Raw genomic sequence first — 14,674 nt, 5'->3', positions numbered from 1 at the left:
ACTATCTTGGCTTCTTCAAACTGCGCAGATGAATGGATAGAAGCGAAGGTTCTGTCGGCAGCTATTTATAACCGGGCAGACGTTGAATCGCCCGTGAAGAACGATACGTGAGGCGAATGCTTGGTGCACGCGACTGTCATTTTTCTATAGCTGTCAGTTTTCTATAAGGGGGCGTCTGGCCTGTTCGCGTCTCAGCTGATGACACCGGAACTGACGCGGTTACTCCAGCAGCATGGAAGCTGCGATAGAAGTCGAACACAAGGCCGCATCTTCTTCCTTGCGCATCCGGATGAATGCTCTTGGTCAGCTAGTCGTCAGCCAGTCGGCCTATCCAGACAGGCTGCGCACCCTCAATTATCCGGAGATGAAGCATGAAAGGCATTGGCCGAGCTGGTCCATCAGAGCTTGAGGCCGCGGGAGCCGAAAGCATTAGGGAATCGAGCCGTTCGAGCCCGGAGTCTGGTCTCTTCCCTGGGGAACGCGATCAGTCCTTCGATGCCGTCGTAGGGCGGATACGGTCTGAGCCTGATGTGAGAGCGGCGACGCTTGCGAACCCGCCGCCAACTTCGGACGTAGCGGCGCCAACGAGGGAGGAGATAAAGGCAGCAAAGCGAGAATTGAGCAGCCTGCTTGAGGAACTTGAAGCTTGCCGCCGAGCGGCCGGGCATGCCCGGAACTTGCCGGAGAGACAAGATCTGATGGATCAGGTCGTCAAAGCAGGCGCAACAGTTCTGGCGTACTACGCCAGTCTGCCACCCGATTTGGCGCGCCGAATTCTGCCAAACGATCGGGCTCGCCGGCTCCGCGATGACACTGTGAGGGAGGCTGACGAATGTAATGAAGTGGCGACCCAGATTATCTACGAGCTGGAGGAGAGCAGAAAGAAAGCACAAGGCGTGCTCGACAGCCTCAAAGACATCGCCTCGCCTGCACAGCTGAGCCGCCTGTTTACAAGCGTTGCGAACCACTATGCAGCATGCATGGAGTTGTGGGGAAAGAAGGTGCTGCGCTGTGAGCGGATGCAGTCAGTCTGTGCCGCTACCGCCCACCTTCCAGGCAGCACGCCCGCCATGCGCACGGCCGAAGATGCCGCACTAAGGCATCATACGGGCTGGGCGCTCTTTACGAAGTGCATGTATCTGCAATCGCGGATCGCTCTCGTGGAGCTTTTAGTCAACTCGCAAGCGAGCACGTTGGAACCAGACGTGCGCGACGCCCTCATGGATGAGAGCGGGAGGGTGCGCCTGCTCGGGGCCTTCATCGGAGATGTTTTTCCGGCGTTCGTCTCGACGGCCCAAGCCGTTCTGTACAGCGATGGAGCGGCGCTCGAAGCGGAGCATCGCGCCGTTCTGGAAGGAGTCATGGAACGACTTTCGGAATTTGCATCGGGGCTGAGCGGCATGCTTGACAGCCTGAGGGGGACTGCAACGGAAACTGACCTTCCGTTGCCGTTGCTGGACCAGATCGTGGAAGCTGCGTGGGTGACGGCGAACGAAGTCATGCGGCTGCTGGCATTGCAGCCAAAGACGCAAGCCACGATTGAACCGCCGGCTTGGGCTGCGCTTCCGGATAATATTGGCCCAGCGGGCGGAGGCAGTCCGGCGCGCAGAACGGGCAAAGCAAGGCCCGCAGCAGCCGCAGGAGAGGGGAGTTCGACGGCCAGCCCCGCCACGCCGCAACTCGCTAGGCCCGATGCGGCGACGGCCCCGGCGGGCAAGGTCATCGTGCTCTCGGATCTCGGTACAAAGAAACTCGCCACTCCGGAGCAGGCACGCGCGTCATCCGCTGCGGCCGATAACCTCCAGATGTGGATGGCTCCGCCATCCAGGAAAGCACTGCCGGGATTACTTGAGCGATTGGACCAGTTGCTGCAGTTCGATCTGCCGGCTCAGCAAAGCGCCGCCTCGCAAGCTCGCCACATGAAGCCCGAGGACGCCGAACACGTGTTGGATATCGTCATCAAGCGCATGCAGACGCAGTCCTCCGAGATTGAGGCCTGTGTAGCCGCGCTGGAGGAGCCTCGCCGGCGAGGCCTGCTCACGCCTGCGCAAGTGCCTGAAGTGCACGAAAAAATAGTCCGGCTGACAAGGATGTGGTCCGAGGTTCAGGGACAGGCAAGCTCATTGAACGCGCGAAAGGCAGCAATCACAAGCGATTGCACGAAGACCTATGCGTTTCCATCGCAAGAATACCTAGAACAGTTGCGGGAAGCGGGAGAACTGGCGTCAGTGGATCCACCGCACGCCTTGAAGGGAGAGCCGGGGACGCTATTCGAAATCAAGCTGCAGCCCAGGGCGCTGCGCAGCGGTGCGATGCCAAGGCCGATGTGGGTGCACATCCATACCAAGCGCCCGGTAAATGCCTGGCAATTGGCAACGCTGGGCGATCGCGAATTCGCCGCTTGCCACGTCAAGTCCGACGAACAGCGCGGCTACAATCGGCACTGGCAGAGCGCTCGAGCCGCCGAGGGGCACGACAATGTCGTGATCCATCGCGGCAGGCTCACTCCTGTGTTCTGCAAGTCCTTGTTAAGCACCGCCGCTGGCCAGCCGTGGCAGCCCCTCCCCGATCCGGAGCACGCTTCAGCGCAGATGGCTCGACTGGGGATCCGGTGAGGTATCGTCTTGCGGCGGTGAGCCATCCGGTGACAGCGCTCATGCCTCCATCGGCTTGGCGGACTGCCTGAGCAGCGCCGAGCCCCATCAAGCTCTATCTTACAAAAGCATGGAGCCTGGAGAGAACACTCCTTTCGGGAGGGTTATCAGCCCGCAGTCCGGAGGATCGCCAATCGGCGCGCAAGCAAGCTTGCCATTGCGGGGTGTGGCGAACATCGGCGCTCGGATGAGAATGTAGGCCGCTGAGTGTTGCAAGACGGAAAACTTTGTAAAAGAAGGGACTTGAGCTGACAGCGAGTGCTTTGTCGCGGCAGGTGTCCGACAAAGGTTTCATGTGCGACCCCACGCAGCCGGCAACAATTTTTCTCTCGACAGAGCACTTGCGTCACGCAAAGTTTGCATCGGCGTCTTGCCGTAGCACCAGCGCCCCTGATGTGGGCGCACCTCATTGTAGGCAGCGATCCACTCATCGAGATCGCTCTGCAAGGCAGTGATGCTCGGATAGATCTTCTTGCGGAACACGACGCGATAGAACTCCTCGAGCACGGTGCGGTGGAAGCGCTCGACAATGCCGTTGGTCTGTGGGCTCCTCGTCTTGGTGCGGGTGTGATCGATGTCTTCGACGGCGAGGTAGAGCTCATATTCGTGATGCTCCGGATTGCCGCAATACTCGGTGCCGCGGTCGGTCAGGATCCGGTTTAGCGGGATGCCCCGCGCATCGAAAAACGGCACCACGCGATCATTCAACAGTTCGGCCGCCGTGATCGGCGTCTTGCGATCATACAGCTTGGCGAACGCCACCTTACTGTAGGTGTCAATGAAGGTCTGCTGATAGATCCGCCCGACCCCCTTCATGTTGCCGACATAGAAGGTGTCCTGCGCACCGCAATAGCCGGGGCACTCGCTCTCGAACTCGCCGTGCGCCTCCTTCTCGGACTTGGCCCTTTCCAACGCAACGAGCTGGGCCTCGGTCAGCACCAGGCCGTCCTGGGCCATCTTGGCCTCCAGCGCCGTCAGCCGCTTCTTGACGTTGGCGAGGTCGTGACGCAGCCACACCGCCCGCACGCCGAACGGGGAGATCGACAGGCCGCGGCTCCTGAGCTCATTGCTGACCCGCACCTGACCCCAGGCCGGCTGGTCGATCCCCAGCTCAACGACGGCTGCCTCGACCTCCGGCGCGACACGGTTCTTCAGGACCGGTTTCTTGCGGCTGATCTCAATCAGCGCCAGCTCGCCGCCCTTGTCGTACAGTTCCTTGAACCGGTAGAAGCTGTCGCGGCTATAGCCCATCATCCGGCAAGCCTGGCTGACGTTGCCGAGCTGCTTGGCCAATTCCAGCATGCCGACTTTCGCGCGAATGACTTCTGTTCCTGGGTCATGGTAACGTCTCCCTGTGAGACGCCGCGGGCTGCGCGGGAGCGCCCTTTGGGTGAGCGCTCCTGCTCGCCCGCAGCTCCATTCCCTGCCAGTTCAAACCTTGCCGTCAGATTAAGTCGAAACTTCTACAGACCATGACATATTCCATGTCCGGCTCGTCTGAGACCGCATCAAACATGCGCTTCCAGACGCCCGCCTTCGCCCAGTCGCGAAAGCGCGTGTACGCAGTTATCCAGTTGCCGAAGGCGCGCGGAAGATCGCGCCACGGACTGCCCGTGCGGGCAATCCACAGCGCGGCTTCGACAAACAGCTTGCCGCTCCGGCCGGGATCGCCCGGCTTGCCAAGACACAGCGGCTCCATCTTCGCCCATTGGGCGTCAGTCAAAACGAATCGGTCCATCCCAAGCTTGAATCACAACCAAGCCAGGATGAGAATCCTAATAAAAAGCCCAATTCTAACAATCTGCCAAAGTAGTGTTAGGGCGCGGATTCATTAAGGCGCAGCCATAGCCTGACTGACGCGAGTTGAACGAAGGCAAGGTAGTTGTCCTGACATCTGCTCCATTTTTTGATCTTCGCATCCAATGCCGGCGAGCCCGGGTGGATGGTCTCGTTGCTCGATGAGTTGGCCCGACACTTCTCGAGACGCCTACGAAGAAAACGGCCAACGAAACCCTCCTCACCCAGGCAACCCGGAAAGATCCCGAGCCATTCTGATGGCGAGGACACAACGACGCTGGCGCCTGCCATAGGCAATCCGCTCCTCCCGCCCGGGCGGGAGTCGAAAACTCCGGCTGGAAGCCGGGGTTTTCTTTTGTGCTATTATAGGCACCAGCTCTCGTAAACCGCCGCCAGTACAGTGCACCTCACGGCTTGAGCCGAATTGCCTTGGGCTTCGCTCCGTCCAAGGCTCGATCGTAAGCCGCAGGTGTCGGTTGGTCTGCGCTCTGCTCCACCTCAAATGGATTGGTAGAGATCTCACGTCACATGAAGTCTCCATCCGAGTCGGGCTCTGATGAAGGTTCATCATCGCTCGACGCTTTGGAGAGATACATCGAAGAATTGGTTGCGCGCTGCCATTCACCATCCCTATATCTCCACTGTTTGGACTGGGTGGGATCAAGTACCATATCATCGGGATCCACATGAACGAAGCCCAGTTGTTCTGCACGGGCTCTCGCTTCGTCATTGGCAGGACGCCAGTTCACTAGCGGCCGTTCGCCGTCTCGCCCTAGTTGGTGCTCGAGCAGAATATCGCCGGCGTTACCGACGAGCGGATGTGCAACCTGAAAATCCACGATTGATGTGACATCAGTCCGTCCGGGAAACAGTTCTCGCCACCGCTGGCTGGTGAAACCAGTCGCCATAGGAAATCCGGCTTCCGTTCTTTGGAGGCCGACGCTCGTATTTCCTAGTTGATAGCTGTAGCCGTTGTTGCACCTTTACTCGCGTCGGATCATCCCCGAAACGACCCGTGATCGCACCTACCAGGCTTGGTGGGACGGCAAGGGTAATGGGCTGCTGCGGGCAGAACTGCTTGTGGTTGTCGCGTCTGCAATTGCCTGAGAAGAGCTTGGAGCCTGACGAGCTTGCAATGCGTTATGCCGAGAAGACCCCGTCCAATGCCAGGAAATGCCTGACGCACGTGCGAGGAAGAAGCAGCAGCACCGGGCGCGCCGAGGAAACCATGCACGAACTTCAGCCGCAGCTAAGAAAAGCGATTGGGCATGGCGGGCGACACCAAATCGGAACGGTGGGCGAGATCGAGCGGAAACCAGCACACCCATGGCATTCCCCATCCTTCATTCAAAGCTCCTGCATTCTTGAAGAAGCCAGCAATCCTGAGAGTGCGACGAATCTGTACGATATCGATCAATCGGAGAGCCTGCAGCGAAGTCCGTCCAAGATTTCACGGACGTCTCCTATGGTCACGTCTCCGCGCCTGGCCGTCGTTCGAGTCGGCGCGCATCATGTGCACATGCACAAACCTCCTAACAATGCTAGCCCGTCCTATTCGTGAGAGTGCGGCTTTGGGGCCCGATTGATGCGGCCGAACATCTTGTCTGACGAGGCGCACAGGATTGCCTTCGGCTTTTCACCGCCTGACGACCCGTACTTTGCAACGCGCTTGAGGTATAGGTTGGGCGAACGGGGGGCGGACGCCCCGCCGGTCAAGGACCGAGCGGCAGCAGCGCACCTGGCAAGCAGCGGATCAGGTCGGCTTCCGGACAGGCCGCGGCGAACGCAAGGCGAATGCGGCTCGTGGTCTCGACCACACGGGCAGCGATTTTCAAGAGCCGAAGACGCAGCGTCGCGAACTCGGCAGCGGCCAATTCCCGGACTTTGGGAATGGCCTCGCGCACGGTCAGCATCAGCCAATAAGCGGCCGTATGGAGCACGAGACGGACCTGGTTGGCGAGCGCCGAACGGCAGCTGGTGCGGTCGGAGGCGAGCTGTGACTTATGCAGCTTGTCAGATTCTCGGCTTGGCCGCGCGCGCAATACAGGCTGTCGTAGATCCACTCGGCCGAGCCGACATCGAGGCTGGTGACGACGAAACGGATGTCGAGGCCGAGCATCGCCGCCTCAATACGGGCGACAGTGCGCCGTTCGCGATCCCAGGACTTTGCCTTGTGGCGGGTCTCGGTATAGCCACGCAGAACCGGCAGGTTCTCGATGGCGCGTCGGGTGCGGATGTCGTCGGCGACCTCGTCGACTTTTCTGGCGAGAGGCTTGGTGCCGGACAGACCGAAGATGTAGTCGATGCCGTTGGTCTCGCACCACGCCATTGCCTCCGGCCGGGCATAGTGCCCGTCGCCACGGAACGTAATTTGCGTGTTGTGCCATCGCGTGCGGATATGCCGTACCAGGCGGCGCAGATGGGCACGCACCTCGACGCCGCCCGGCGTCTTGCCGGGCCGCAGCACGACGGCCACGGGCCGGCTCTTATCCGTGTCGTAGACGTGGATCGACCGCCATCGAAGGCAGCTGTGACTTTCTTGGCGTGAACGGCTGGAAACGAGGATGGCAGAATCGTATCATCGGTCATGGCGGGCGTGGTTTAAGGTGATGGGGTGGCTTCGCAACCGAATCCTACGCCGCATCAGCGCTTTACACCACGCTCGCCAGCCCTCAGGCGCACTCTTACGAATAAGACGGGCTAGCGCTCCATCTCGCCCATAAGAATTTCATCTGAGACGTATCGTGGATTGGAAATGACAGTCCGCATTTCCGCATTCTTGCCCTCGTCCGCAAACCGGAATCCCTTCTTGTAGAAAAATGCTGAAGCTCCTTCATCTTGAGAGAGAAGGGATAGCTTGGAAAGGCCCGCGGACTGCCTAGTATGATCGGCGACTTCAATCATAGCCGTCCCGACCCCTTTGTACCTCGACCGGCCGAGATTTTCTATGCTGAGAATTCGCAAACTGTTGCGCCCCGGCGCCACGGTCATCGCTCCCACCTTATTGCGTTCATTGGCATCAGTAAACAAAGAAACACTTTGGGCGTTGCCAATATTGCTACTTACTCTGTGTAGGCGGACTGACACACCTGTCCTCTTGTCAAAAGCGGAAGACGCTGGTCCAGCAGCTAAAGCGGCCGTAAAAGCAGCACCATCTGCGCCAGAAGTGCCGGCCAGCGCATCGCGCTGCTGGTCCACACTTTGCCCGTCGGAGGGCCAGTTGTTGTAATTGGTTCTCATCACAACGAGCTACTATTTGGACGAGCTGACAGAAAGCTGACAAAGCCGACGCATGAGCCGGTCCTTTACGAATAAGACGGGCTAGCGTAATGATACTCATCGTAGGATGGAACATGCGACATATTGTTAACTCGATCGTCCATGACGACCACACTCCTATGCCGGTTGCATTGTGTTTCAGGTCGTTAGACCTGACTCCGCAGATAAGCAGCTTAGCTGTCCGTAAGCTGACGCCGAGAAATTAACGGAAAACTAGGTGTTTGGCCCCGGCATTTCTGCAGCGGATTGAGTTTGAATCGTTCCGGCTGGGAAGTTCAATCCTGAATCCAAACAGACCCTAGTCGGGTGCTCCGAGAAATGCATCGACGGAGGTGCGACGAGCATCCGATCATAAGTAGGTCTACAGGTTCCGAGCGGGTAGACGGAGCGATGCGGTGATGGCCGAACTTATCCATTCGGTCGATAGATCTGATCAAGAAAATCAATTTTACCGATTGTAGCGTCGTCATATAGACCGTCACCACGGCTGGGGCTAACCTAGGGAAGCGATCTCCCAATGAAGAAGTCAGTTTTGGTGACGGCGAGCGCCCTCGCACTTGCGACCGCGGCGGTACCTCCATTTGCTGCAGAAGTTGCCGCGCAACCGCTCACCTCCAGCGTGCAGGTAGCCGATACATCGTATCCTCAGTGCGCCGATGACCCATTGAATGGTATCTGCGATCTGTTTTTTTGCTTGACCGATCCCGCGTGCGTGCTGCACTGACGACGGAAAACAATCAAGCAGAGAATGAGGATCGAGCCTCGTGCGGCCGCTGCTCCGTCAGCGGCCGCATCCTTATGCCGTTCGTTTACGCTGGCGGATGGTGCGAGCCGCGCCTTCTTGTTCTCTAAAGATGATCAGAGTCATTGCTCACTCCAGCCGGCGGGTGACGGCAGCCCGATCGCTCAACTGCAGCATCGGCGAACGTTGGGTAAACGGAGAAAGCCGTTTCAGACCGCGACGCTGCCGTTACGGCCGGAACTCCTTCACGATGTCAAGCTGCGCCAGTTTTCAGGATAGATTGCTGTTCGGGCTAGCCCCATACCGTGCTCCTGCTCGATGTTCGCATTTCGGACGTCACAGATGTCATCCTTACCTGTTCGGCTAAGCTACTAGGGCGGCGATCGTGCCGTTACAGATGTTCGTCTATGGTTTCGCTCGAAATTGAGTGGCGCCGTCTCCGGCATCATCACCATGGCAAAGAGCCCGGCCGCGCTCGCGAAAAGCATGTACCAGGCGGGCGCGAGTGCGCTCCCGGTCAAGTAGATCAGCCATGTGACGACCAGTTGAGCTGTGCCTCCGAAAATGCCTATGGCAAAAGCGTAAGTCGTCCCGAAGGCGCCACCACGAATGTTCCTGGGCAAACTCTCGGCCATGCTTACGTAGAAGGCGCTATACGGAACCGTTCCGATAAGGGTGAGCGTGCCGAGGCCTCCTAAAAGTGCGAAGGCGCTGCGGCTCTCTGCAATCCACAAGAATACCGGATAGATCATCAGCAACGCAGCTGCCTGCGGCCATATCATGATGCGCCGGCGGCCTGCGCGGTCGGCGAGCAGGCCGCCCAACAGCGCCGCAGCAATGCCTGCCATATTGCTGATGAGCGTGGCGCCGAAGGCGAGAGGCGCGGATACGTGGAGGGTGTTCAAGGCGTAGGTGGTCATATATCCCGTAACGTAAGTAGTGATCGTGCAGCTGGCCAAGATGACGAATCCCAAGCTCATGATGCGGCGAGCGGCGGGCGATCGCCTTACAGGCCGGGTGACCAGAACCGGCGCCTCCGGGCGGAGAAACGTTTCGGGTAGGACGCTCCGCAGCCAAAGTCCGAACGGCAAAGTAACGGCGCCGAGCAACAGCGCGATCCGCCATCCGTATGCATTGAGCGCCTCACTTGTCATGGTGAGCGAGAGTATTTCTCCAACCAACGCTCCAGCCGTCGCAGCGACCTGTTGGCTCGCGGGCTGAAAGGAGACAGCAAGACCGCGGGCTTTGGCTGGTGCCGCTTCCATCAAGTAGGCTGTCGTTGGACCGACTTCGCCTCCGAGAGCAAAGCCCTGCAGCAAGCGTGCGAAGATGGCTAGCAACGGAGCGGCAAATCCTATTGTCTCGTACGATGGCGTAATGGCCAATAATAGGACCGCGACGCTCATCATAGCAAAGCTGGCGGTCATGGCAGGCCGGCGGCCAACCCGATCCGAATAGGAGCCGAGCACGATGGACCCGATTGGCCTGGTCACAAAACCCGCGCCGAAGGTTCCGAGTGACAGCATGAGGCTGGCGAACTGGTCGGTTGCCGGGAAGAACGCCTGACCGATCTGTATTGCGAAAAAGCTATAGGTGCCGAAGTCGTAGAATTCGAGCATATTGCCGATGGTGGCGCCCAACACCGCCCGGCGCGTTAAGCCTTCGTCTGCCGGACTGGGGACCGGCTCCAGCCTCTCTCGAGTTAATTGCCTCGCCATCCTCAACCTGATCTGGAGCGCGAACCCTGGCCCGAACATTTCCACCAGACACCGGTCGCGCAAAGTTGCAGTCCGCTTGCCCGAACTCGTCCTTCACGGCCATTGCGCCTGTCCACATGTAGCCTGAAGCGCGTCGCTACAAACCTCACGGTAACGTCTGCAATAAGAATGCCTGCCTTTCTGGGCCGATTTGACTTCTGGTCTGATCCCAGGCCTGGCCGGTAAGAGGTAAGCGGAGCTTTTCTCCCATTTGATTGACTGGTTTCGCTTCGGCTTTCGCTCTGCGATCCTTGGCTTGTCAGAGAGCCGAGAGGAGACTGAAGGCGATGGAACAATCGGGGGAGGAAGCCGAAGCTGATGGCTTTGTGGGGAAGCTTACGCGCCGGACGCGTTCTGGATGCCGGTTATGGTCTGCGGAGATCAAGGGGCGCGCTGTTTTCGAGAGCATGAAGCCCGACGCCCGGGTATGTGATGTCGCACGGCGTTATGGTGTGAAGGCCCAGCAGTTGACGACGTGGCGCAGATTGGCGCGTGCTGGCCGGCTCGCATTGGTCACGGACGACGCGGCGGATTTCGTGTCGATCGAGCTGAGCGATCCAGTGGCGTCAGGCAAGAGCGAGGGCCCGTCGAGATTACGATTGGCAAGGTTTCGGTCCGCCTGGATGCGGACGTGTCGGCGGTGCGGATCGCGGAGATCGTGACTGCGATCGAGCGCGGCGCATGATCATTCCGGCGCAGGGACTGCGGATTGTGCTTGCTGTGCGTCCTGTTGACTTCCGGTGCGGGCACGACGCGCTGGCCGGTCTTGTGCAAAACACGCTTGGGCTCGATCCGCATTCGGGCCTGATCGTGGTTTTTCGTTCGAAGCGCGCCGACCGGCTGAAGATTTTGCTATGGGACGGCACGGGCCTCGTTTTGGTCTACAAGCGCCTTGGCCGCGATGGTCGTTTCGAGTGGCCGCAGATCAGCGACGGCGTCATGCATCTGACGCGCGTGCAGTTCGAAGCGCTGTTTGAAGGGCTGAACTGGAAGCTGCTGAGCGCATCCTCGAGGGCTTCGACGGCATCCTTCAGGTCGACGGATACCAGGGCTATCATCGGCTCGCACGGCCCAAGCGCAAAGGCGGCGTGCCGCTGCGGCTGGCCGCATGTTGGTCCCACTCAAGGCGCAAGATCATCGCAGCGACTCCGAAAGCCGGCTCACCCATCGCCGAAGCCGTTCTCGCGCGCATCGCCGCACTCTATGCGATCGAGAAGGAGATCCGTGGCGCCGACGCCCCGGCTCGGCAAACGACCCGTAACGAGCGATCACGGCCGCTCGTCGCTGAACTCGAGAGGTTTCTGCGCGAGCAAGCCGCTCGCCTGTCGCCGGGCAGCGAGATGGGCAAGGCGATCGCCTATCTCCTGAACCATTGGGATGGCCTCACCTTGTTTCTCGACGATGGTTGCGTTGAGATGGACACCAATCCCGTCGAAAATCAAATCAGGCCGCTGACTCTGACGCGTAAAAATAGTTCATTTGCTGGTCACGACGAAGGTGGTCGTTCATGGGCGCGCATAGCTTCGCTCATCGCCACCTGCAAAATCAACAGCGTGGAGCCCTACGTCTGGATGAAAGCGACGCTCAAAGCGATCGCAACCGGTCACCCGCAGTCCCGGATCGACGAGCTCCTGCCCTGGTCGTTCGGCCGCACCTCGTAATTCTCCGTCGTTGCCGCCTCCATACCCCCCGCCAGCGATTTGCAAACACGTTGATCAACAGACTGCAATCCCCACGCCAAACCTTTGCGAGTGGGACGCGAACGTCGCTTACGGTAAGAGAAATATGAGAACCTGGTGCAGTTGTCGGGCGCCGCAGACATTACGTTGCTGTGGCGGGTTTGCGACAAGACTGGCTGGCGCCGAACATGATCGACGAGGACGCGAGCCACCTCAGCGTCACGCGTTGCGTCCGCTCCTTAAACAGCCAGTCGGGGCTGCGTCATCGCCTAGACGATGCTGCCAATCAACGCGCCCGAGGCGGTCTCTTGCGCGCGAGCAAGATCACCATTCACCAGTGCTCCACTTTCCGTCGCGGCCGGATCGCCAGCGGACGGGCAAACCGCTTTCCCCCGAGCCGCTTGGGTCTGGCGACCATCAGGACCGAGGCCGTCATGCGTTCCGCGCCGCTCGCTTGCATCTTGGCTATCGCCCGAGCGAGCGCGTCGTCCAGGACGTGAGAAGGCCCAGCTGTTCGGCCGCAACACCGACGAATGCCGATCTCAAGTCGTTAGGTGAGCGCGAGCTTCAGAGTCGCCCATCTTGGTCAACCATGTGGAGAGCTGCTAAGGCTAATCGATAGCGCCACACGCAGAAGCTAGCGTTTGTGTGCCCGGGCGGGCAAGCAAGAAACGGCTACGCTTCTTCGCCAGCGGACGCTTAGAGGAAGACGGCCATTTCAGCGGCGGCTTCGCCAACAATTACAACGATTTGTCTTAATCAGGACACGAGTGAATCCTCTTTTCCAACAACAAGGCGCGAGCGCCATCTGCATGACGCGTAGCATCAATAGCAGCCGGATAAAGTTGGCGGATCGTATTGCCTCATCTGACGATGAAAATCTCAGCTTGGCCGATGTAGCTCCGGCTGACGGCCTGTCCGACGTTGCATCATGGCGCGCAGGATCGGACGCACTGGGGACATCGCGGAGTGCGCATTAAACGCAGCGGCAGCCGCAGTCCCGAGATCATCGGCCAGCGCCGCACCTTTAGCCGTGCGCGGGATGATCGTCTGGGCTGCTTTGCGTCTGAGCGATTTCTTTCTTCATTTAATCAGGTGAACAGATCGCTCCGCTCTTGCCGGACTCTCAGATCGCGCTCTCGTCTGTTCTCGCGTTGGCCCGGCTATCGCGGTCATTCTGCTTATCGGACCAAGCATAGGCTCAAGTGCAGGCCAGAACAACTGGTCGCGGACAGAGATCGAAATGCACATGTTCGGTATGGGACTGGGGCTGGCTGCGGTCAGCGTCGCCTGACCTCCTAACGAGCTTTCCGTCAGATGAAACGATGCAGGACGCAGAGCTGCGCGCCGACCGCGAGTTGAGGTGGAATGAGTTCAGGATCGGAGATGATCGCATCAGACGTGGTAGATGCAGCCGCGAGTTTGTCTTTCTTCTTCGACCTTTGTCAGCTTCTCGAAAGCCAGCCTCTCTAACACTCGAACTTGGCCTCTTGATGACGAAGCTGCCCATGCCGGAATTCGTGACGAACTTCAGCTCATTCCCTCTGGGAGATATTCTAGAGGCCTTTGGTCTCTTAACAAAAAGGAGGGCTTTATGGCTCCAAGCCCGATCGATAATGCCCGTTCACCAGAATCACCGACAGCGCACGTCTGGACACAGGAAGATCATGATTTGTTCAGCGAGATCATGAATGAAGCTGGACCATCATCGTCTGCCGCACCTGAGGAAGCGGTAGATGTCTCCTTCGCCGCTCCCCAGAGATTTTTACACGGTTCGCAAATCGCCCCTGACTCGATGGTCGATAGGCTGTTCCACCGGGGTCTCTTGCCAGACTCGGACCAGCCGACAATGACCTATGAAATCCAGGGTCACCGCTACACGGCCGGTTTGGATGAGTGTAATCGCGTTCTTCTTGTTCATAACCCTGCGGAAGACCAAGTGCTTGGGGCCGGCCGGGCGGGGGTACCGGACTTCGGAGCCTTCTTCGCGGAGAACCGACGCTATGGAAGGCCGCTACCACAGCAATGGGCCACACCTGCCCTCATAGACAAGCTGCGCGAAGAAGGTTTCATGCCGACCGCCAATAGCCCCACGACCATCCATCTTAACGGACGGGCCTACAAAGCCGAACTAGCCGAAGGAGGATTCGTTAAGCTTACGCGGGTATGAGACCAACTTGACGGTGAGCCGATCGCGCTGGGTCTGAGTCGTGCGGTCACTTTGGTTGTCCTTACCTGGATAGACGGTTCATCGCTTAGCAGTGGATTGTTCGAGCCGCCAGCGGGTACGCATCATCGGGCCCGCTGGCAGCGCTCGAGATGCACGGTCATCCTGGCCATTCGTCTGCGTGGTGCCGACCTGTCATCCGGCCGGCAATATTGTCGCCGTGTTGCTTCACTCGAGGATGTTGCTGGCGCTTGACCGATACAGCTCCGGCTGTGGGCCAGTCCGAGGTTGCACCATTGCGCGCGGGATCGGAAGAACCGGGGTGCGTCGCGGAGTGCCCAAGGCACGCCGCCGCGCCCCGGTCCCGGGATCACCGGCCAGCGCCGCACTGTTAGCCGTGCGCGGGATGATCGTCTTCTCGGCTGCTTTGCGTCTGAGGGATCCCCGTGAGCGCTGCACGACGGTGTGCCGCGGCCGAACTGCTCGGGGCGGTGCTTCGCGAGGTGACCGAGAATTACCAGGGCAAACGGGGCTCGGCCGCAAGCCAGCGCTCGATGTCGGCTGGGTTCGGCAAATTGGGCAGAAACCGGTGCCCGTTG

Annotated in this window: 11 protein-coding genes and 2 pseudogenes; 7 read left to right on the top strand and 6 right to left on the bottom strand. The window is 59.4% G+C overall.

What is annotated here, in order from left to right; all coding sequences use genetic code 11:
- Nucleotides 1-371: 371 nt before the first annotated feature.
- The gene (locus tag AAFG50_RS36225) at nucleotides 372-2,615 is read left to right on the top strand and encodes a hypothetical protein (protein WP_018648290.1); all 2,244 of its coding nucleotides are present in this window, start codon (nucleotides 372-374) and stop codon (nucleotides 2,613-2,615) included.
- A 330-nt stretch (nucleotides 2,616-2,945) separates the two neighbouring features.
- Here AAFG50_RS36225 and AAFG50_RS36220 read toward each other — a convergent pair whose 3' ends face one another.
- The 3 genes from AAFG50_RS36220 to AAFG50_RS36210 all read right to left on the bottom strand — a co-directional run bounded on the left by AAFG50_RS36220 (nucleotide 2,946) and on the right by AAFG50_RS36210 (nucleotide 5,359).
- On the bottom strand, nucleotides 2,946-3,956 hold the full coding sequence (locus AAFG50_RS36220) for an IS481 family transposase (protein WP_011084661.1): 1,011 nt from the start codon (nucleotides 3,954-3,956) through the stop codon (nucleotides 2,946-2,948).
- Between the two features lie 142 nt (nucleotides 3,957-4,098).
- Nucleotides 4,099-4,392, bottom strand: coding sequence for an IS5 family transposase (locus AAFG50_RS36215; RefSeq protein WP_011084662.1), 294 nt, complete (start codon nucleotides 4,390-4,392; stop codon nucleotides 4,099-4,101).
- Nucleotides 4,393-4,975: 583 nt separating this feature from the next.
- A complete protein-coding gene (locus AAFG50_RS36210; protein ID WP_011084664.1) occupies nucleotides 4,976-5,359 on the bottom strand; it encodes a hypothetical protein in 384 nt (127 codons plus the stop codon).
- A 227-nt stretch (nucleotides 5,360-5,586) separates the two neighbouring features.
- On the opposite strand from AAFG50_RS36210, the gene AAFG50_RS36205 reads away from it, so the two are divergent.
- Nucleotides 5,587-6,012, top strand: coding sequence for a hypothetical protein (locus AAFG50_RS36205; protein ID WP_223153745.1), 426 nt, complete (start codon nucleotides 5,587-5,589; stop codon nucleotides 6,010-6,012).
- A gap of 151 nt (nucleotides 6,013-6,163) precedes the next feature.
- Here the strand turns inward: AAFG50_RS36205 and AAFG50_RS36200 are convergent.
- Both AAFG50_RS36200 and AAFG50_RS36195 read right to left on the bottom strand, forming a co-directional pair.
- Nucleotides 6,164-6,960, bottom strand: a pseudogene (locus tag AAFG50_RS36200) (IS1380 family transposase); the annotation flags it as partial.
- Between the two features lie 191 nt (nucleotides 6,961-7,151).
- Nucleotides 7,152-7,691, bottom strand: coding sequence for a GNAT family N-acetyltransferase (locus AAFG50_RS36195; RefSeq protein WP_014498653.1), 540 nt, complete (start codon nucleotides 7,689-7,691; stop codon nucleotides 7,152-7,154).
- 556 nt (nucleotides 7,692-8,247) lie between these two features.
- Between AAFG50_RS36195 and AAFG50_RS36190 the strand changes: the two genes are divergently transcribed.
- Nucleotides 8,248-8,454 (top strand): hypothetical protein, encoded by a 207-nt coding sequence (locus AAFG50_RS36190; RefSeq protein ID WP_011084669.1) that lies wholly within the window; start codon nucleotides 8,248-8,250, stop codon nucleotides 8,452-8,454.
- A 389-nt stretch (nucleotides 8,455-8,843) separates the two neighbouring features.
- Here the strand turns inward: AAFG50_RS36190 and AAFG50_RS36185 are convergent, their stop codons facing one another.
- Nucleotides 8,844-10,190 (bottom strand): citrate-proton symporter, encoded by a 1,347-nt coding sequence (locus tag AAFG50_RS36185; protein ID WP_174719444.1) that lies wholly within the window; start codon nucleotides 10,188-10,190, stop codon nucleotides 8,844-8,846.
- 326 nt (nucleotides 10,191-10,516) lie between these two features.
- Here AAFG50_RS36185 and AAFG50_RS36180 point away from each other — a divergent pair, with 326 nt between their 5' ends.
- The 4 genes and pseudogenes from AAFG50_RS36180 to AAFG50_RS36165 all read left to right on the top strand — a co-directional run bounded on the left by AAFG50_RS36180 (nucleotide 10,517) and on the right by AAFG50_RS36165 (nucleotide 14,078).
- The gene (locus tag AAFG50_RS36180) at nucleotides 10,517-10,891 is read left to right on the top strand and encodes a transposase (protein ID WP_011084671.1); all 375 of its coding nucleotides are present in this window, start codon (nucleotides 10,517-10,519) and stop codon (nucleotides 10,889-10,891) included.
- A 19-nt stretch (nucleotides 10,892-10,910) separates the two neighbouring features.
- Nucleotides 10,911-11,162: pseudogene (tnpB, locus tag AAFG50_RS36175) on the top strand (IS66 family insertion sequence element accessory protein TnpB); the annotation flags it as partial.
- A gap of 53 nt (nucleotides 11,163-11,215) precedes the next feature.
- Nucleotides 11,216-11,890 (top strand): IS66 family transposase, encoded by a 675-nt coding sequence (locus AAFG50_RS36170; RefSeq protein ID WP_259220786.1) that lies wholly within the window; start codon nucleotides 11,216-11,218, stop codon nucleotides 11,888-11,890.
- Between the two features lie 1,612 nt (nucleotides 11,891-13,502).
- A complete protein-coding gene (locus AAFG50_RS36165) occupies nucleotides 13,503-14,078 on the top strand; it encodes a hypothetical protein (protein ID WP_018648617.1) in 576 nt (191 codons plus the stop codon).
- Nucleotides 14,079-14,674 lie beyond the last annotated feature (596 nt).

Source organism: Bradyrhizobium sp. B039, from assembly GCF_038965675.1.
GTDB lineage: Bacteria > Pseudomonadota > Alphaproteobacteria > Rhizobiales > Xanthobacteraceae > Bradyrhizobium > Bradyrhizobium diazoefficiens.
The sequence above is the reverse complement of the archived record's forward strand: the minus strand, read 5'-3'. Positions and strand labels throughout refer to the sequence as shown.